Below are 17,899 nucleotides of genomic sequence, written 5' to 3' on the forward strand. Positions count from 1 at the left end.
GCGTCGAAGGCACGGCATTCGCCCACCCCCAACCGCAAGTCAGGAGCATCATGTTCAAGGATTCCTCCGAGGTCCTCGCCTACATCAAGGACGAGGAGGTGAAGTTCCTCGACATCCGCTTCACCGACCTGCCGGGCGTGCAGCAGCACTTCAACATCCCCGCGTCGACGGTCGACGAGGAGTTCTTCACGGTCGGCCAGCTGTTCGACGGCTCGTCGATCCGCGGCTTCGCGAACATCCACGAGTCCGACATGCAGCTCATCCCGGACGTGACGACCGCCTACGTCGACCCCTTCCGCGAGCACAAGACGCTCGTGATGATCTTCGACATCTACAACCCGCGCACGGGCGAGATCTACCACCGCGACCCGCGCCAGGTCGCGCACAAGGCCGAGCAGTACCTCGCCTCGACCGGCGTCGCCGACACCGCGTTCTTCGCGCCCGAGGCCGAGTTCTACATCTTCGACGACGTGCGCTACTCGGTGACGCAGAACCAGTCGTTCTACTCGGTCGACTCCGAGGAGGGCGCCTGGAACACCGGTCGTGTCGAGGAGGGCGGCAACCTCGCCAACAAGACCCCGTACAAGGGCGGCTACTTCCCCGTCTCGCCGGTCGACAAGCAGGCCGACCTGCGCGACGACATCGTGCTGAAGCTCGAGGCGATCGGCCTGCAGGTCGAGCGCAGCCACCACGAGGTCGGCACCGGCGGCCAGGCCGAGATCAACTACCGCTTCAACACGATGGTCAAGGCGGCCGACGAGATCCTCGCCTTCAAGTACATCGTGAAGAACACGGCCGAGGAGTGGGGCAAGACGGCGACGTTCATGCCGAAGCCCCTCTTCGGCGACAACGGCTCGGGCATGCACACGCACCAGTCGCTGTGGCTCGACGGCAAGCCGCTCTTCTTCGACGAGAACGGCTACGGCAACCTCTCCGACGTCGCCCGCTGGTACATCGGCGGCCTGCTCGCGCACGCGCCGGCGGTGCTCGCGTTCACCAACCCGTCGATCAACTCGTACCACCGCCTGGTCAAGGGCTTCGAGGCCCCGGTCAACCTCGTGTACTCGGCCGGCAACCGCTCGGCGGCCATCCGCATCCCGATCACCGGCTCGAACCCGAAGGCGAAGCGCATCGAGTTCCGCGCCCCCGACGCCGCGTCGAACCCGTACCTCGCGTTCGCGGCGCAGATGATGGCCGGCCTCGACGGCATCAAGAACCGCATCGAGCCGCACGAGCCGGTCGACAAGGACCTCTACGAGCTGCCGCCCGAGGAGGCCAAGGACATCCCCCAGGTGCCCGGCACGCTCGAGGAGGCGCTCGTCGCGCTCGAGCAGGACCACGAGTTCCTCCTCGAGGGCAACGTCTTCACGAAGGACCTGATCGACACCTGGATCGCGTACAAGCGCGAGCACGAGATCCTGCCGATGGCGCAGCGTCCGCACCCGTTCGAGTTCGAGCTCTACTACGGGGTCTGACGCCGTCACGGCGCACTGACGGGGGCCGGGTTCCTTGGGGGGACCCGGCCCCTCTATGCGCTCAGAGCGCGACGGCCTCGCCGCAGATGCCGCACACCTCGAGCTCGCGGCGGCGCCAGCGGGCGATCGGGATGAAGAACAGCGTGAACTGCTGGAAGGTCTGCACCCGCGACCAGACCGTCGTGTTGCCGCAGCGCGGGCACGTGCGCGTCGCGCCCGGGCCGAGGTCGCGCTGCTTGCCGCCGAAGCCGAAGATGAAGAGCATCGCGCCAGGATAGGCGTCGCTCCTCGACGCTGGCCGCGCGGGCGGTGGGATCAGTCCTCGTAGAACAGGCGGTCGAAGACCCGCCGCGCGCGGCGCGTCTTCGCGAGGTACTCCTCCTCGAGCGCCTGCGCGGAGTGCGCGGGCATGCCGATCAGTCGCGCGACCGCCTCGAGCTCGTCGCGATCGACCGGCAGCAGGTCGGTCGACCGGGCGCGCGCGAGCGCGAGGGCGTTCCGGATGCGCGTGGCCAGGCTCCACGCGGCCCCCAGGGTCTCGGCGTCGCGGTCGCCGACGAGGTCGGCGCGCGCCGCTGCGGCGAGCGCCTCGAGCGTCGACGTCGTGCGCAGGCTCTCGTCGCGACCGGCGTGCCGCAGCTGCAGCAGCTGCACGAGCCACTCCACGTCGCTCAGCGAGCCGTCGCCGAGCTTCAGGTGCCGGCGCCGGTCGGCGCCCCTCGGCAGCCGCTCGGCCTCGACGCGCGCCTTGATGCGGCGCACCTCGCGCACCGACGACGCCGGGAAATCCGCCGGGTAGCGGCGCTCGTCGATGACCGCCATGAGCTCGCCCGCGAGCTCTGCGTCGCCTGCGAAGGGGCGCGCCCGCAGCAGCGCCTGCGCCTCCCACGGCTCCGACCAGCGCTCGTAGTAGGCGCGGTAGCTCTCGAGCGTGCGCACGAGCGGGCCCTGACGGCCCTCGGGCCGCAGCCCCGCATCCATCTCGAACGGCAGCGTCGGGTCGGCGAGCGTCTCCTGCACGCGGCGGATGACGGCGGTCGCGGCTGCGACCGGGTCGCCCTCGCCGCGCACGACGTGCATGACGTCGATGTCGCTGCCGAAGCCGATCTCGCGGCCGCCCGTGCGCCCCATGGTGATCGTCGCGAGCCGGAGGCCCTCGGGGGTGTGGAGCGCGATGGCCGCGTCGACGAGGGCCGCGGCGATGCCGGTGAGGGCCACGCCGACCGCCGCCTCGTCGATGCGCTGCAGCGCGCTCGCCATCGCGACGCGCAGGTGCTCGCGCCGGCGCAGCGTGCGCAGCGCCTGCCGCAGCGCGTCGGCGTCGCCGGCGTGGCGCGCGAGCACGGCGGCGGCCTCGTCGCGCAGCGCCTCCTCGGAGCGCGGCCGCAGCTGGTCGTCGTCGTCGAGCCACGATGCGGCCTCGGGGATGCGCTCCATGAGCGCGCCGATGAGCTTCGACGAGGAGAGGAGCCGCGTGAGGCGCCGCGCGGCGACGGGCGAGTCGCGCAGCATGCGCAGGAACCAGGGGCTCTCCCCCAGCGCCTCGCTCAGCCGCCGGAACGACAGCAGGCCCATGTCGGGATCGACGCCCTCGGCGAACCAGCCGAGCAGCACCGGCAGCAGCAGCCGCTGGATCTGCGCGCGCCGGCTGACGCCGCCGGTGAGCTCCGCGATGTGCCCGAGCGCGCCCTTCGCGTCGACGTAGCCGGAGGCGCGCAACCGGCGCGCGGCGTGCTCGGGCGTGAGCCGCACGTCGTCGTGCGCGAGCGACGCGACCGCGCCGAGCAGCGGCCGGTAGAACAGCCGCTCGTGCAGCGTGCGCACCGCGCGCCGGACCGCCTGCCACCGCTCGTCGAGCGCCGACGCATCCGCGAGCCCCGCCGTGCGCGCGAGCCGCCGCAGCTCGTCCTGCCCGACGGGCATGAGGTGCGTGCGGCGCATGCGCCAGAACTGGATGCGGTGCTCGAGCACGCGCAGGAACCGGTAGTGGGCGCCGAACTCGTCGCGGTCGGCGCGCCCGATGATGCCGCGCGCGGCCAGCGCGTCGAGCGCCTCCAGCGTGCCGCGCTGGCGGAGGCTCTCGTCGTCGGCGCCGTGCACGAGCTGCAGCAGCTGCACGGTGAACTCGATGTCGCGCAGGCCCCCGGGCCCGAGCTTCAGCTGCCGGGGCACCTCGTCGGCGGGGATGTGCTCGGTGACGCGCTCGCGCATGCGCTGCACCGACTCGACGAAGCCCTCGCGGCCCGACGACTCCCACACCTTCGCGCGCACGGCCTCCTCGTAGGCGGCGCCCAGCTGCCGGTCGCCGGCGATCGCGCGCGCCTTGAGCAGCGCCTGGAACTCCCACGACTTCGCCCACCGGTCGTAGTAGGCGACGTGCGAGGCGAGCGTGCGGGTGAGCGCGCCGTCCTTGCCCTCGGGGCGCAGGTTCGCGTCGACCTCCCACAGCGGCGGCGCCGCCTGGAACTGCGCGCACGCCGCAGCGGTCTCGCGCGCGAGCAGCGTGGCGATCTGGGTCGCGGCGGGGTCGTCGACGCCGTCCGCCTCGTGCACCCAGATCACGTCGACGTCGCTCAGGTAGTTGAGCTCGCGCGCGCCGGTCTTGCCCATGCCGATGACCGCGAGCCGCACGCCGTCGGCCTGCTCGCCGAAGCGCTCCCTCGCGGCGGCGCGGGCGATCGCGAGTCCCGCCTCGAGCGCCGCGGAGGCCAGGTCGGCGAGCGCCGTCGAGACCCGCTCGACGTGCTCCACCGGGTCGGGCAGCCCCAGGTCCCACGCGACGAGCTCGGTCAGGTGGCGGCGGTAGCGGCCGCGCATCGCGGCGACGGCGGCGTCCTTCGGCGTGCGCGCGACGCCGTCTGCGGCGTCGACCGCCTCGAGCAGGCTCCGGCGGTAGTCGTCGGCGCCCGCGGGCGCCGACGGGCGAGCGGCGACGTCGAGGTCCTCGGCGTGCCGCTCGAGGTGCTCGGCGATGCCGAGCGAGCCACCGAGCACCCGCATGAGCGACGCGCGCGACGCCTCGTCGCCCGTCGCGGCCGACAGATCGATCCCGGCCCGCACGAGGCGCACGAGCATCTGCAGGGCCGTGTCCGGGTCGGCGGCGCGCGAGCACTCCTCGACGAGGCCCGTGAGCCCCTCCGGCAGCTCGTCGAGGCACGCCTCGGCGCGGCTCGGCTCGCGGAAGCCCAGCTGCGCCAGGCGGGTCCGCGGCGAGGGGACGCGCATGCGCTACAGGGAGAGCAGGTTCGACTCGAGCTCGACCCGGGTCACCTGCGCGCGGTACCGCTGCCAGTCCTCGCGCTTGTTGCGCACGAAGAACGAGAAGACCTGCTCGCCGAGCGTCTCGGCGACGAGCTCCGACTCCTCCATCGCGCCGATCGCGCGGTCGAGGCTCGCGGGCAGCGGCTTGTAGCCGAGCGCCTTCCGCTCGCGGTCGGAGAGCTGCCAGATGTCCTCGATCGCCTCGTCGGGCAGCTCGTAGCCCTCCTCGATGCCCTTGAGGCCCGCGGCCAGCAGCACCGAGAACGCGAGGTACGGGTTCGCCGCGGAGTCGAGGCCGCGGTACTCGACGCGGGCCGACTGCGCCTTGTTCGGCTTCGACAGCGGCACGCGCACGAGCGCCGAGCGGTTGTTGTGGCCCCAGCTGACGTAGCTGGGGGCCTCGTCGCCCGACCACATGCGCTTGTAGGAGTTGACGAACTGGTTCGTCACGGCGGTGATCTCGGGCGCGTGGTGCAGCAGGCCCGCCATGAACTGGCGGCCCACCTTCGACAGCCGGTACTCGCCCGCCGGGTCGTGGAAGGCGTTGCGCTCGCCCTCGAAGAGCGACATGTGCGTGTGCATGCCGCTGCCGGGCTGGCCCTCGAACGGCTTCGGCATGAAGGTCGCGTACACGCCCTCCTGCATCGCGACCTCCTTCACCACGGTGCGGAACGTCATGATGTTGTCGGCGGTCGAGAGCGCGTCGGCGTAGCGCAGGTCGATCTCGTTCTGGCCCGGGCCCGCCTCGTGGTGGCTGAACTCGACCGAGATGCCGATGTCCTCGAGCATGCGCACGCTCGCGCGGCGGAAGTCGTGCGCGGTGCCGCCGGGCACGTTGTCGAAGTAGCCGGCGCGGTCGACGGGCTCGGGGTGCGCGACGTCGGCCGACTTCAGCAGGTAGAACTCGCACTCGGGGTGCGTGTAGAAGCTGAAGCCGCGGTCGGCGGCCTTCGCGAGCGTGCGCTTCAGCACGTGCCGCGGGTCGGCCGCGGCGGGCTGGCCGTCGGGCGTCGAGATGTCGCAGAACATGCGCGCGGTCGGGTCGATCTCGCCGCGCCACGGCAGGATCTGGAACGTCGACGGGTCGGCCTTCGCGATGACGTCGGCCTCGGAGGAGCGCGAGAGCCCCTCGATCGACGAGCCGTCGATGCCGAGGCCCTCGGTGAAGGCGCCCTCGACCTCGGCGGGCGCGATCGCGACGGACTTCAGCGTGCCGAGCACATCCGTGAACCACAGCCGCACGAACTTCACGCCGCGCTCCTCGATCGTGCGAAGCACGAAGTCCCGCTGCTTGTCCATCCGCGTCCCCCCTGTTGACCTCCCCTCAGGCTAGTGGTCGCGGCCGGGCGTGCGGTTAGGCTCGGGGCATGGCAGCGAGCGACAGCGCACAGGAGCAGGCAGCCCCCTACGGCGGCGGCTCGGCAGGGCCCAAGCGCGTGCGCATCCGGCACTTCCAGCAGGCGAAGCGCGACGGCGTGAAGATCACCGGGCTCACGAGCTACGACCACCTCACGGCGGGCATCTTCGACCGCGCGGGCATCGACTTCCTGCTCGTGGGCGACTCCGCCGGCAACACCGTCTTCGGCTACGACACCACGCTGCCCGTGACCGTCGACGAGCTCATCCCCCTCACCCGCGCGGTCGCGCGCGGCGCGAAGCGGGCGCTCGTGATCGCCGACCTGCCGTTCGGCTCGTACGAGACGAACCCGCGCGAGGCGGTGCACACCGCGATCCGCTTCATGAAGGAGACGGGCGCGCATGCCGTGAAGCTCGAGGGCGGCGAGCGCTCGGCCGAGCAGATCCGTCACATCGTCGAGGCCGGCATCCCCGTGATGGCGCACATCGGCTTCACGCCGCAGTCGGAGCACGGGCTCGGCGGCCACGTCATCCAGGGCCGAGGCGACCGCGGCGCGGCGCAGCTGCTGCGCGACGCGCGGGCCGTCGAGGAGGCGGGCGCCTTCGCCGTCGTGCTCGAGATGGTGCCCTCCGAGGCGGCGCGAGCCGTCACCGAGGCGCTCACGATCCCGACGATCTCGGTCGGCGCGGGCCCGCACTGCGACGGGCAGCTGCTCGTCTGGACCGACTGGGCCGGGCTCACCACCGGCCGCATCCCCCGCTTCGTGAAGCAGTACGCGCAGCTCGCGCAGACGCTCGAGGACGCCGCGAACGCCTTCCGCGAGGACGTCTCGTCGGGCGAGTACCCGGCGCCCGAGCACGAGTACGAGTAGCGACGTGCGCGTCGCCCTGCTGCTGCGCGGCGTGAACGTCGGCGGGGTCTCGGTGCGCTCGGCCGACCTCCGCGCCGTGCTCGAGGAGGCCGGCCTCGGCGAGGTGCGCACGGTGCTCGCGAGCGGCAACGCGGTCGTGACGGCGACGGATGCGCCGGCGGCGGCCGAGGCGGCCGAGCGTGGCCTCGAGGCGCGGTACGGCAGGCGCATCCGGGTGCTCGGCCTGCCGACGACAGGCCTCCAGCGCATCGTCGACGCCTACCCGCACGCGGAGGACGACGCGCACACGCCCTACGTAGTGCTCGAGCTCGAGCCGGGGGTCGCCGACGGGCTCGCGGCGCTCGAGCCCGGCGAGGGCGAGGCGATCGCCGTCGGCGCCGGGGTCATCTACTGGTCGAACCCGAAGGGCACGACGCTCACGAGCCCGTTCGCGAAGGCGCTCGAGCACACTGCGAAGGACCGCGTCACGACGCGCAACCTGCGCACGCTGCGGAAGGTGCTCGCGGCGGCCTGAGCAGCGATCGGGCGGTCACCGCGCGATGACGCCGCGCGCTCGATCGGGCTGAGCGGGCCGTCGGCCGCCCATGCCGCTCGAGGAGGCGCTCAGCCCGATCGAGCGCTCAGCCGTGGACCACCACGCGCATGCCTTCCACGTCTGCGTCGCCCGGCGGCTCGAACGAGGTCGCGAAGCGGCGCTGCTCCGCCTCATCGAGCGGGTGCGACTCGGGGTCGCCGTGCGCAGCTCGCACTCGCGCACGCTGCACCGACTCCTCGAGGCCGGTCCTCACGTGGTGCAGCACCGGGATGTGGCCGGCCGTCAGCACTGCGTCCCGCCACTGCGCGCGACGCGCTCGGCTCCACTGGTTCCAGTCCAGCACCACGTCGATGCCGCGGTCGAGGTGCTCGCGCGCGAGTCCCCACAGCAGCGCCCGGCACCGGTCGGCGATCGGGCCGTACGCCGGATCGTCGTAGGCGAGCTCCGGGTGGAGCTGCCGCATCGAGGCATCGAGACTGAGGCGCACCGCGCCGTCACGCTTCGCGATCGATCGCGCGAGCGTGCTCTTGCCGGCGCCGTTCAGCCCGACGAGCAGGTGCGCGAGGGCCACGGCGTCAGCGCTGCGCCGGGTCGTCCTCCGGTGCCTCGGCGCCGCCCTCGGAGCCCTCGCCCCACGAGTCGTCGGAGGCGTCCTCCGCGGCCCACTCGCGCGAGCGCTGCGCGATGATCTCGGGCGCCCGCGCGGCCTCCTCGCGGGAGGAGAAGGGCCCGGCCCGGTCGTAGCCGGGAGAGACCATGCCCTCCTCGACGACGCCCGTCTCGAGGTTGTACCAGTACTCCGCCATGCCGTCCTCCTCGGGTGGGATGGAACCGTCTGCCTAGGATGGACACTATGCCGAAGGACGCTGGAGGTCACCTCATCCCCGGCCGCATCGGCCCCGAGCGCCGGGTCGACGCATCCATCGCCCGGCCCGAGTACGTCGGGCGGCCGGCGCCCGCGAAGCACGTCGGGGGCGACGTCTACGACGAGGCGACGATCGACCGCATCCGCGCGGCCGGCACGATCGCCGCCGACGCGATCGCCGCCGTCGGCCGGGCCGTGCGGCCCGGCATCACGACCGACGAGCTCGACGCGATCGGCCACGACTGGGTCACCCGGCACGGGGCCTACCCCTCCACGCTCGGCTACCGCGGCTACCCGAAGTCGGTGTGCTCGAGCGTCAACGAGGTCATCTGCCACGGCATCCCCGACGACACGGTGCTCGAGGCCGGCGACATCGTGAACATCGACATCACGGCCTTCAAGGACGGCGTGCACGGCGACTCGAACCGCACCTTCGTCGTCGGCGAGGCCTCCGGCGAGGTCGCGCGGCTCGTCGAGCGCACGGAGGAGGCGCTGCGCCGCGGCATCCGCGCCGCGATGCCCGGCCGCCGCGTCAACGTGATCGGCCGCGCGATCGAGATGTACGCGAAGCGCTTCGGCTACGGCGTGGTGCGCGACTTCACGGGCCACGGCGTGGGCACCTCGTTCCACTCGGGGCTCATCATCCCCCACTACGACACCGACCGGTACGACACCGAGATCGTGCCCGGCATGGTGTTCACCATCGAGCCGATGCTCACCCTCGGCACGCACGAGTGGGAGGGCTGGGACGACGGCTGGACCGTCGTCACGAAGGACCGCTCGATCACCGCGCAGTTCGAGCACACGATCGTGGTGCGCGAGACGGGCGCCGAGATCCTCACCCTGCCATCGGCGTGATCCGATCCGTGGCAGGATCGTCGCCGTGACCAAGTCCAAGCACATGGCAGTCGGCGTCGACATCGGCGGCACCGGCGTGAAGGCAGCCCTCGTCGACGTGGCGGAGGGCACGCTGCTGAGCGACCGGGTCAAGGTGCCGACGCCGGTCGGCGGCGAGCCCGACGACATCCGCGACGCGGTGGTCGAGCTCGTGGGGCGCCTCGAGGTCGAGGCCGACACGCCCATCGGCGTGACCTTCCCCGCGATCGTGCGCCACGGCCGCACGATGAGCGCCGCGAACGTCTCGAAGGCGTGGATCGGGCTCGAGGCGGAGCGGCTGTTCGAGCAGGCGCTGGGCCGCGACATCCACTTCGTCAACGACGCCGACGCCGCCGGGTTCGCCGAGGACCACTACGGCGCGGCGAAGGATGCGTCGGGCCTCGTGATCATGACGACGCTCGGCACCGGCATCGGCGGTGCGCTCATCTACGACGGCGTGCTCATCCCGAACGCCGAGCTCGGGCACCTCGAGCTCGACGGCTACGACGCCGAGACCCGCGCGTCGAACCGGACGCGCGAGACCGAGGGCCTCAGCTGGGAGGCGTGGGCCGCGCGCCTGCAGCGCTACTACAGCCACCTCGAATTCATCTTCTCGCCCGACCTGTTCGTCGTCGGCGGCGGCGTCTCGAAGTCCTCGGAGATGTTCCTGCCGCTGCTGCGCCTCGACACCCCGATCGTGCCGGCGATGCTGCGCAACAACGCGGGCATCATCGGCGCCGCGGCGCTCGCGCGCGGCCTCTGACGCCCAGCTCGAACCGACGTCGGGCTTCCCCGCATCGCGGGTTCCCGGAGGGGGATCCCGGCGCTCGGGGAAGCTCGACGGATGAGGGCGAACCGGCCGGCCGATACGCCGGGTTCTGTCGTGGACGGCCATCTCTCTCGGGGATGCATCGCTGCAGCCCTCTAGCGACCTACCCGCGGATGGGACGAGCAGCCCCGTGATCCGCTGTCTGGTCTTGCTCCGGGCGAGGTTTGCCTAGCCGCCGCGCTCGCACGCGACGCTGGTGGGCTCTTGCCCCACCGTTTCACTCCTGGCCTGCCGGGATCGAGACCCCGGCAGGTGGACCTGCTCTCTGTTGCACTTTCTCGCGGGTTGCCCCGGGTGGACGTTATCCACCGCCCTGCTCTGCGGAGCCCGGACGTTCCTCGGCGCGGCAGGGGCCCGGGGGCCACCGCCGCGACGCGGCCGCCTGGCCGACCGATTCGCTGCCCCCAGGGTACCGCGCGGCGCCGTCGTCAGCCGCTGACCGGGCCCCGGTAGTAGGCCGTCGAGTGGAGCGGTCGGCCGCCGAAGCGCGCGAACTGGCGCGTGGAGCCGAGGTTGAGGCGACCGATCTGCGTCGAGCGCAGCGTCGCGCAGCCGATCTCGGCGAGGTTGGCGTGCAGGCGGCGGCTCAGGAGCGTGACGATGCCTCGACCCTGCGCGTCGTGCCGGGCGCCCTGCACCACGAGCACCGCCTCCCGCCGCAGCTCGCGCCGGTGCGCGACGAGCGACCAGGTCTCGCTCGGTCCGAGCCGACCGCCGGAGCGCTGCAGCAGCGGGCTCGCGTCCACCACCGCGAGCACGAAGGCGACCGGCACCTCGTCCTCGTCGCGGGCGATGAGGAACAGCCCCTCCTCGTGCAGCAGCCAGAGGCCTTCCGTCCACTCGTCGAGCTCGGCCTTGCTGAGCGGCGTGAAGTAGGGCAGCTGCGCGAACGAGTCGTTGAGCAGCGGCAGCAGGGTGCGCATGCCCTGCGCGAGCCCCACGCGCGTCACCTCGTCGATGCGGATCCCGGCCCGGTCGAGCTCGGCATCGCTCGGCCCGTCCTCGTCGACGACGTCGACGATCCAGGTGTCGCCCTCGTACCAGCGCCGCATGCCGCGCGACTCGAGCGCCTCGGGCAGCCACGCGGGGTTCCACTGCGCATCGAGGAACCCGCGCTCCTCGAACGCGCTCGTCACCGCGCCGCCGGACTGGTTGGGCAGCAGCTGGGCCGGACCGAAGAGCTCCGCCGCACCGCTCGCGCGCGCTCGCCGCTCGGCCTCGTCGAGCAGCGCGTGCAGGACGGCGGCGTCCTGGGCGGCGAGCGCGCCGAACACCTGCGCCCGCGTGCCGAGGCGCCTGTCGAGCCGGTCGTCGCGGTGCACCACCGCGCGTCCGACCGGCCGATCGTCGTCGAGCGCGAGCAGGAGCGCGACCGGATGCGGGTGCGAGGAGGTGCCGCGGAACCAGTTGCGCAGCCGTCGCTCGCGCAGCGGCACCGCTCTGCCGTCGTGCGTGTCGTGCCCGAGCCGGACGAAGGCATCGAAGGCCGCCCGATCGGCGACGTCCACGACCCGCATCGCGACCATCCCCGCTGGAGCGGCTAGATGCCGCTCTCCTCCGTGCGGACGAGGATGGCGGAGGAGTTGGGGTCGAGGATGACCTCGTCGTCGGGCGCCTGCCGGATCTGGTGCAGCTCGGAGGCCGTGAGCTCGACGCCGGAGGCCACCGACGTGCGCCGCTGCAGCAGGGTCGCGCCGATGCCGTAGCGCTCGCGCTGGCGCTCGTACAGCGCCAGCAGGTCGGCCGGCACGGGGGCCGCCCGCTCGTCGCGCTCGGCCCGCGCCTCGGCGAGCTCCGCCTCGATGCCCGCGGCCTGCTCGTCGCGCTCCGCGGCGAGCCGCTCGCGCTCGGCGCGCGCGGCGCCGGCCTCGGCGCGCGCCGCGGCGAGCGCGGCCTCGGCATCCTCCTGCGCCTGCATGGCCTCGAGCTCGAGGTCCTCGAGCGTGCTGCGGCGGCGCTCGAGCGTGACGATCTCGTGCTCGGTCGCGGTCGCCGTCTTCGAGTCGGTCACCGTCTCGAGCCGCGTGCGGTCCTTCGCGAGGCGCGCCTCGACGAGCTGCACGTCGCTCTCGATGCGGCGGACCTCGGCCGAGACGTCGTCGAGCGCGCCGAGCCGGTCGAGCACCGCCCGGTCGAGCACCGCGAGCTGCGCGTCGAGCTCCTCGATGCGCTTGGTCTGCGGCAGCGCGCGCCGCTTCGCCAGCAGCCGCATGATCCGGGTGTCCACGTCCTGCAGCGTCAGCAGCAGCCGCTGGTCGCCGTTCGTCGCCTTCAGTGCCATGCGTGCTCCTCCTGCGGGACCGCGAAGTCCCATGGGTCAGTCCTGGTCTCGCTCACGACCACCTCGACGCCCGGGAGCGCGGCGCGCAGCTGCTCGGCGGCGGGCCGCAGCCACAGCGACTCGCTCGCCCAGTGCGAGACGTCGACGAGGGCGGGCCCCTCGCCGGCCGCGTGCCGCTCGCGCGCGTCGGAGGCGGGGTGGTGGCGCAGGTCGCTCGTGATGTAGACGTCGGCACCCGCGACCGCGCGCTCGCGCAGCAGCGAGTCGCCGGCGCCGCCGCAGATCGCGACGCGGCGCACCCGGCGGGCCGGGTCGCCCGCCGCTCGCACGCCGCCAGCCACCGGCGGGAGCAGGCCCGCGAGGGTGCGCACGAGGTCGCCGAGCGCGACGGGCTCGGGCAGGTCGCCGACGCGGCCGAGGCCCTTCGCGTCGTCGACGCGGTTCACGACGATGGGGGTCGCGCCCTGCAGCCCGAGCATCGAGGCGAGCTCGCCGCTCGTGCCGCGGTCGACGGCGTCGGCGTTCGTGTGGGCAGCGAGGAGCGCGACGCGCTCGCGCACGAGCCGCGTGATGACGCGTCCGGCCGGGGTCGTCGCGGCGACGCTCGTCGCGCCGCGCAGCAGCAGCGGGTGGTGCACGAGCAGCAGGTCGGCGCCGCGCGCGATCGCCTCGGCCGCGGTGGCCTCGACGGCATCGACGGCCAGCAGCACGCGCCGCACCTCGTCGACCGGGTCGCCCGCGACGAGGCCCACGGCGTCCCAGTCCTCGGCGGTCGCGGCGGGCCAGAGCGACTCGACCGCGCGCTGGACATCGGCGACGCTCGTCATGCGCTCCATCCTAGGGACGCGGGACGGATGCGCCGACGCGGCCCGGCGGGCGGGCCGGGCTGCGCTCGGTGAGCCTGGACGGGATCGAACCGCCGACATCCACGGTGTAAGCGTGGCGCTCTGCCAGCTGAGCTACAGGCTCCGGGGTGCTCTACCGTCTCACGCGACCTGCGCGAGCGCATCCCGGTACGCATCCATGTCGCGCGACTCGGAGGTGCTGACCCGGAAGTGCGCCGCGATGCGGCCGTCGCGGTCGACGACGTAGGTCGCGCGGGTCGCTATGCCGCGCTCGGGCAGGAACGCGCCGTACGACTGCGCGACGGCGCCGTGCGGCCAGAAGTCGCTCAGCAGGCGGAAGTCGAACCCCTCCTGCTCGGCGAAGACCGCGAGCGATGCTGCCGTGTCGACGGAGATCGCGAGCACCTCGGCGTCGGCGCCGGTGAAGTCGGCGAGCTCGTCGCGGATCGAGCAGAGCTCGCCCGTGCATCGGCCCGTGAAGGCGAGCGGGTAGAAGACGAGCACGACCGGCCTGCCGCGCAGCTCCGAGAGCGTGACGGCCTCGCCGGTGTGGTCGGTGAGCGTGAAGTCGGGAGCCTCGTCGCCGATCTGGAGTGCCATGCGCTCCATGCTGGCAGAGGCGTCGCGGGCGCGGCGACGAGGGCGCGCTGGCGGGATCGGCCCGGTGGCTAGAGTGGACGGGCGAGCGCCACGCACCCAGGGGTGCCGCAGGAGACGACGTCAGGAGCATCGGTGCTGAACGACCAGGACCCCTACTCGGGCCACACGGACGACACGGACCCCAGCGAGACCGCTGAGTGGCAGGAGTCGCTCTCGCAGCTGGTCGCCGCGAACGGCCCCCAGCGCGGCCGCGAGATCATGCTGAGCCTGCTCAAGCGCTCCAAGGAGCTGCACCTGGGCGTGCCGATGGTGCCGACCACCGACTACATCAACACCATCGCGCCCGAGAGCGAGCCGGAGTTCCCCGGCGACGAGCAGATCGAGCGCACCTACCGACGCTGGATCCGCTGGAACGCGGCGATCATGGTGCACCGCGCGCAGGCGCCCGGCATCGGCGTCGGCGGCCACATCTCGACGTACGCGTCCTCCGCGTCGCTGTACGAGGTCGGCCTCAACCACTTCTTCCGCGGCTACGACGCCCCCGGCGGCGGCGACCAGATCTTCTACCAGGGCCACGCCTCCCCCGGCATGTACGCCCGCGCGTTCCTCGAGGGCCGCCTCACCGAGGCGCAGATGGACGGCTTCCGCCAGGAGAAGTCGAAGGCGCCGCACGGCCTGCCCTCGTACCCGCACCCGCGGATGATGCCCGAGTTCTGGCAGTTCCCGACCGTGTCGATGGGCCTCGGGCCGATCGACGCCATCTACCAGGCGCAGGCCAACCGCTACCTCGCGAACCGCGGCATCAAGGACGCCGCCGACTCGCAGGTGTGGGCCTTCCTCGGCGACGGCGAGATGGACGAGGTCGAGTCGCGCGGCGCGCTGCAGCTCGCCGCCAACGACGGCCTCGACAACCTCAACTTCGTCATCAACGCCAACCTCCAGCGCCTCGACGGCCCGGTGCGCGGCAACGGCAAGATCATCCAGGAGCTGGAGTCGTTCTTCCGCGGCGCCGGCTGGAACGTCATCAAGGTCGTCTGGGGCCGCGAGTGGGACGACCTGCTCGCCCGCGACCACGACGGCGCGCTCCGCAACCTCATGAACGTCACGCCCGACGGCGACTACCAGACGTACAAGGCCGAGTCCGGCCTGTTCGTGCGCGAGCACTTCTTCGGCCGCGACCCGCGCACCGCCGAGATGGTCAAGGACATGACCGACGACGAGATCTGGAGCCTCAAGCGCGGCGGCCACGACTACCGCAAGGTCTACGCGGCCTACAAGGCGGCGAGCGAGCACAAGGGCCAACCGACCGTCATCATCGCGAAGACGATCAAGGGCTACGGCCTCGGCAAGCACTTCGAGGCGCGGAACGCCACGCACCAGATGAAGAAGCTCACGCTCGACGACCTCAAGACCTTCCGCGACTACCTGCAGCTCGACATCTCCGACAAGCAGCTCGAGGCCGACCCGTACAACCCTCCGTACTTCCACCCCGGCCAGGACTCGCCCGAGATCCAGTACATGCTCGAGCGCCGGCGCGAGCTCGGCGGCTTCACGCCCGAGCGCCGCGCGAAGCACACAATCATCCCGCTGCCCGAGGCGAAGACCTACGACATGCCGAAGAAGGGCTCCGGCAAGCAGCAGGTCGCCACCACGATGGCGTTCGTGCGGCTGCTGAAGGACCTGCTGCGCGACAAGGGCTGGGGCGAGCGCATCGTGCCGATCATCCCCGACGAGGCGCGCACGTTCGGCATCGACGCGTTCTTCCCGACGGCCAAGATCTACAACCCCAAGGGCCAGAACTACACGTCGGTCGACCGCGACCTGCTGCTGAAGTACCGCGAGGCGCCCGACGGCCAGATCGTGCACGTCGGCATCAACGAGGCGGGCGCGATGGCCGCGTTCATCGCGGCCGGCACGTCGTACTCGACGCACGGCGAGCCGCTCGTGCCGATCTACGTCTTCTACTCGATGTTCGGCTTCCAGCGCACCGGCGACTCGATCTGGGCGGCCGCCGACCAGATGACGCGCGGCTTCCTCATCGGCGCGACTGCGGGCCGCACGACGCTCGCCGGCGAGGGCACGCAGCACGCCGACGGCCACTCGCCGCTCATCGCCTCGACGAACCCATCGGTGCTCGCCTACGACCCGGCCTACGGCTACGAGATCGCGCACATCACGCAGATGGGCCTCGAGCGCATGTACGGCGAATCGCCCGAGGACGTCATGGTGTACCTCACCGTCTACAACGAGCCGATGGTGCAGCCCGCCGAGCCGGCCGACGTCGACGTGGAGGGCATCCGCCGCGGCATCCACCGCGTCTCGACGAGCGACCACCACCCGGTCAAGGTGCAGCTGCTCGGCTCGGGCGTCGCGCTGCCGTGGCTGCACCACGCGCAGGAGCTGCTCGGCAGCGACTGGGGCGTCTCGGCCGACATCTGGTCGGTCACCTCGTGGAGCGAGCTGCGCCGCGACGGCCTCGACGCCGACCGGCACAACTTCCTGCACCCGCAGGGCGAGGCGCGCGTGCCGTACGTCACGCAGCGCCTGTCGGAGGCCGAGGGCCCCTTCGTCGCCACCACCGACTACATGCGGGCGGTCCCGGACCAGATCCGCGAGTGGGTGCCCGGCGACTACGCGACGCTCGGCGCCGACGGCTTCGGCTTCGCCGACACCCGCGCCGCCGCCCGCCGCTTCTTCACGATCGACAGCCACTCGGTCGTGGTGCGCGCGCTCGACGCGCTCGCGAAGCAGGGCAAGGTGCCGCTCGGCATGGTGCAGCAGGCGATCGACAAGTACAGCCTCCACGACGTGAACGCCGGCGAGTCGGGCACCGTCGGCGGGGACGCCTAGGCCACGGCGCTGGACGCCGCGGCGGAGCTCCAGGCGCAGCAGCTCGCGTGGCTGCGGCGCATCTCGGGCGACCTCTCGACGCAGGTGACGCGGGCGCTCGACGACCGGCTGCCCTGGTACCGCACGATGCCGCCCTCGCGGCGGAGCGCGGTGGGGCTCGTCGCGCAGTCGGGCATCTCGTCCTTCATCGCCTGGCACGAGGATCCCGAGGCGCAGCCGTGGATCGCCGCCGACGTCTTCGCGGCGGCGCCCCGGGAGCTGCTGCGCAGCGTGAGCCTGCAGCAGACGCTGCAGCTGATCCGCACCGTGGTGTCGGTCTTCGAGGAGCGCATCGGCGACGCCGACCCGGCGATGCGCGAGCCGATCCTGCGCTACTCGCGGGAGATCGCGTTCGCGGCGGCCGACGTCTACGCCCGCGCGGCCGAGTCGCGCGGGCTGTGGGACGCCCGGCTCGAGGCGCTCGTGGTCGACTCGATCCTCACCGGCGAGCACGACGACGAGCTGCCGAGCCGCTCGGCCGCGCTCGGGTGGCACGGGCGCGGCGAGTGCGCCGTGCTCGTGGGCCTCGCACCGCGCCAGCTCGACGTCGACATCATCCGCCGCCGGGCGAGGCATGCCGGATGCGACGTGCTGGTCGGGGTGCAGGGCTCCCGGCTCGTCGTCGTCATCGGCCGCGCCGCCGCGGAGGACGAGGAGGGCCCGAGCGGCCCGATCGAGTTCATCGCGGTCGCCGAGCAGCTCGCGGAGGCGTTCGGCGACGGCCACCTGGTGCTCGGCCCCGCCGTGCCGAGCATCGTCGAGGCGGCGCGCAGCGCCAAGGCCGCGCTCGCGGGCTTCGCCGTCGCCGACGCGTGGCGGCGCACGCCCCGCCCGGTGCGGGCCGACGACCTGCTGCCCGAGCGGGCGCTCGCCGGCGACCCGCTGGCCCGGCAGGAGCTCGTGCGCAGCATCTACCAGCCGCTGCGCGACCACTCGAGCGACCTGCTCGCGACCCTCGCGTGCTACCTCGACACCGGCCGCTCGCTCGAGGCGACCGCGCGCGAGCTCTTCGTGCACCCCAACACCGTGCGCTACCGCCTGAAGCGCATCAGCGAGATCATCGGCTGGGACGCGACGGGCGCCAGGGAGGCGCTCGCGCTGCACACGGCGATCATCCTCGGCGCCATCCACGACGCCTCGCGGGAGCGCGCCCAGCGTGCGCCGCAGCCGACGCGCCATGCCGTCCGCGGCAAGGGCGCGGTGGGAGGATGAGGC

At 72.6% G+C, this 17,899-nt stretch carries 16 protein-coding genes, 1 tRNA gene and 1 other RNA gene; 7 read left to right on the forward strand and 11 right to left on the reverse strand.

Features of this window, described 5'->3' with window-relative positions:
- Nucleotides 1–50 precede the first annotated feature (50 nt).
- Nucleotides 51–1,475, forward strand: a complete 1,425-nt coding sequence (gene glnA / locus MU522_RS11830; protein WP_246991255.1) for a type I glutamate--ammonia ligase — start codon at nt 51–53, stop codon at nt 1,473–1,475.
- 61 nt (nt 1,476–1,536) lie between these two features.
- Here the strand turns inward: glnA and MU522_RS11835 are convergent, their stop codons facing one another.
- The 3 genes from MU522_RS11835 to MU522_RS11845 are packed head-to-tail and all read right to left on the reverse strand — an operon-like array spanning nt 1,537 to nt 6,035.
- Nucleotides 1,537–1,740 (reverse strand): zinc-ribbon domain-containing protein, encoded by a 204-nt coding sequence (locus MU522_RS11835; RefSeq protein WP_128188674.1) that lies wholly within the window; start codon nt 1,738–1,740, stop codon nt 1,537–1,539.
- A gap of 50 nt (nt 1,741–1,790) precedes the next feature.
- The gene (locus MU522_RS11840) at nt 1,791–4,700 is read right to left on the reverse strand and encodes a bifunctional [glutamine synthetase] adenylyltransferase/[glutamine synthetase]-adenylyl-L-tyrosine phosphorylase (RefSeq protein ID WP_246991257.1); all 2,910 of its coding nucleotides are present in this window, start codon (nt 4,698–4,700) and stop codon (nt 1,791–1,793) included.
- 3 nt (nt 4,701–4,703) lie between these two features.
- Nucleotides 4,704–6,035, reverse strand: a complete 1,332-nt coding sequence (locus MU522_RS11845) for a glutamine synthetase family protein (RefSeq protein WP_128188672.1) — start codon at nt 6,033–6,035, stop codon at nt 4,704–4,706.
- Between the two features lie 68 nt (nt 6,036–6,103).
- On the opposite strand from MU522_RS11845, the gene panB reads away from it, so the two are divergent.
- Together panB and MU522_RS11855 are read left to right on the forward strand one after the other, a co-directional pair.
- Nucleotides 6,104–6,964, forward strand: a complete 861-nt coding sequence (panB, locus tag MU522_RS11850; protein ID WP_128188671.1) for a 3-methyl-2-oxobutanoate hydroxymethyltransferase — start codon at nt 6,104–6,106, stop codon at nt 6,962–6,964.
- A gap of 4 nt (nt 6,965–6,968) precedes the next feature.
- Nucleotides 6,969–7,478 (forward strand): DUF1697 domain-containing protein, encoded by a 510-nt coding sequence (locus MU522_RS11855; protein ID WP_246991259.1) that lies wholly within the window; start codon nt 6,969–6,971, stop codon nt 7,476–7,478.
- Nucleotides 7,479–7,584: 106 nt separating this feature from the next.
- Here MU522_RS11855 and MU522_RS11860 read toward each other — a convergent pair whose 3' ends face one another.
- Together MU522_RS11860 and MU522_RS11865 are read right to left on the reverse strand one after the other, a co-directional pair.
- On the reverse strand, nt 7,585–8,070 hold the full coding sequence (locus tag MU522_RS11860; protein ID WP_246991261.1) for an ATP-binding protein: 486 nt from the start codon (nt 8,068–8,070) through the stop codon (nt 7,585–7,587).
- Nucleotides 8,071–8,074: 4 nt separating this feature from the next.
- A complete protein-coding gene (locus MU522_RS11865) occupies nt 8,075–8,305 on the reverse strand; it encodes an SPOR domain-containing protein (protein ID WP_128188669.1) in 231 nt (76 codons plus the stop codon).
- Nucleotides 8,306–8,352: 47 nt separating this feature from the next.
- On the opposite strand from MU522_RS11865, the gene map reads away from it, so the two are divergent.
- Together map and ppgK are read left to right on the forward strand one after the other, a co-directional pair.
- Entirely contained in the window at nt 8,353–9,222 is an 870-nt protein-coding gene (gene map, locus MU522_RS11870) for a type I methionyl aminopeptidase (RefSeq protein WP_246991263.1), read from the forward strand.
- Nucleotides 9,223–9,265: 43 nt separating this feature from the next.
- A complete protein-coding gene (gene ppgK / locus MU522_RS11875; RefSeq protein WP_246993554.1) occupies nt 9,266–10,003 on the forward strand; it encodes a polyphosphate--glucose phosphotransferase in 738 nt (245 codons plus the stop codon).
- A gap of 88 nt (nt 10,004–10,091) precedes the next feature.
- Here the strand turns inward: ppgK and rnpB are convergent.
- The 6 genes from rnpB to MU522_RS11905 form a co-directional block, all read right to left on the reverse strand.
- Nucleotides 10,092–10,463, reverse strand: an RNA gene (rnpB, locus tag MU522_RS11880) — RNase P RNA component class A.
- Between the two features lie 34 nt (nt 10,464–10,497).
- Nucleotides 10,498–11,586 carry a hypothetical protein gene (locus MU522_RS11885; RefSeq protein WP_246991265.1) on the reverse strand — a complete coding sequence of 363 codons (1,089 nt, stop codon included), beginning with the start codon at nt 11,584–11,586 and terminating at the stop codon, nt 10,498–10,500.
- A gap of 23 nt (nt 11,587–11,609) precedes the next feature.
- Entirely contained in the window at nt 11,610–12,350 is a 741-nt protein-coding gene (locus MU522_RS11890; protein ID WP_246991266.1) for a hypothetical protein, read from the reverse strand.
- On the reverse strand, nt 12,341–13,177 hold the full coding sequence (locus MU522_RS11895) for a Nif3-like dinuclear metal center hexameric protein (protein WP_246991269.1): 837 nt from the start codon (nt 13,175–13,177) through the stop codon (nt 12,341–12,343). Before MU522_RS11895 ends, MU522_RS11890 begins: the two co-directional genes overlap by 10 nt.
- 69 nt (nt 13,178–13,246) lie before the next feature.
- Nucleotides 13,247–13,319 (reverse strand) — tRNA-Val (locus tag MU522_RS11900).
- A 17-nt stretch (nt 13,320–13,336) separates the two neighbouring features.
- Entirely contained in the window at nt 13,337–13,795 is a 459-nt protein-coding gene (locus MU522_RS11905; RefSeq protein ID WP_146356307.1) for a peroxiredoxin, read from the reverse strand.
- A 132-nt stretch (nt 13,796–13,927) separates the two neighbouring features.
- Here MU522_RS11905 and aceE point away from each other — a divergent pair, with 132 nt between their 5' ends.
- Both aceE and MU522_RS11915 read left to right on the forward strand, forming a co-directional pair.
- The gene (aceE, locus tag MU522_RS11910) at nt 13,928–16,645 is read left to right on the forward strand and encodes a pyruvate dehydrogenase (acetyl-transferring), homodimeric type (RefSeq protein WP_128188660.1); all 2,718 of its coding nucleotides are present in this window, start codon (nt 13,928–13,930) and stop codon (nt 16,643–16,645) included.
- Nucleotides 16,646–16,729: 84 nt separating this feature from the next.
- Nucleotides 16,730–17,896 carry a helix-turn-helix domain-containing protein gene (locus MU522_RS11915; RefSeq protein ID WP_225792734.1) on the forward strand — a complete coding sequence of 389 codons (1,167 nt, stop codon included), beginning with the start codon at nt 16,730–16,732 and terminating at the stop codon, nt 17,894–17,896.
- Nucleotides 17,897–17,899: the final 3 nt, after the last annotated feature.

This window comes from Agrococcus sp. SCSIO52902 (assembly GCF_022983135.1).
In the GTDB taxonomy this organism is placed as follows: domain Bacteria; phylum Actinomycetota; class Actinomycetes; order Actinomycetales; family Microbacteriaceae; genus Agrococcus; species Agrococcus sediminis.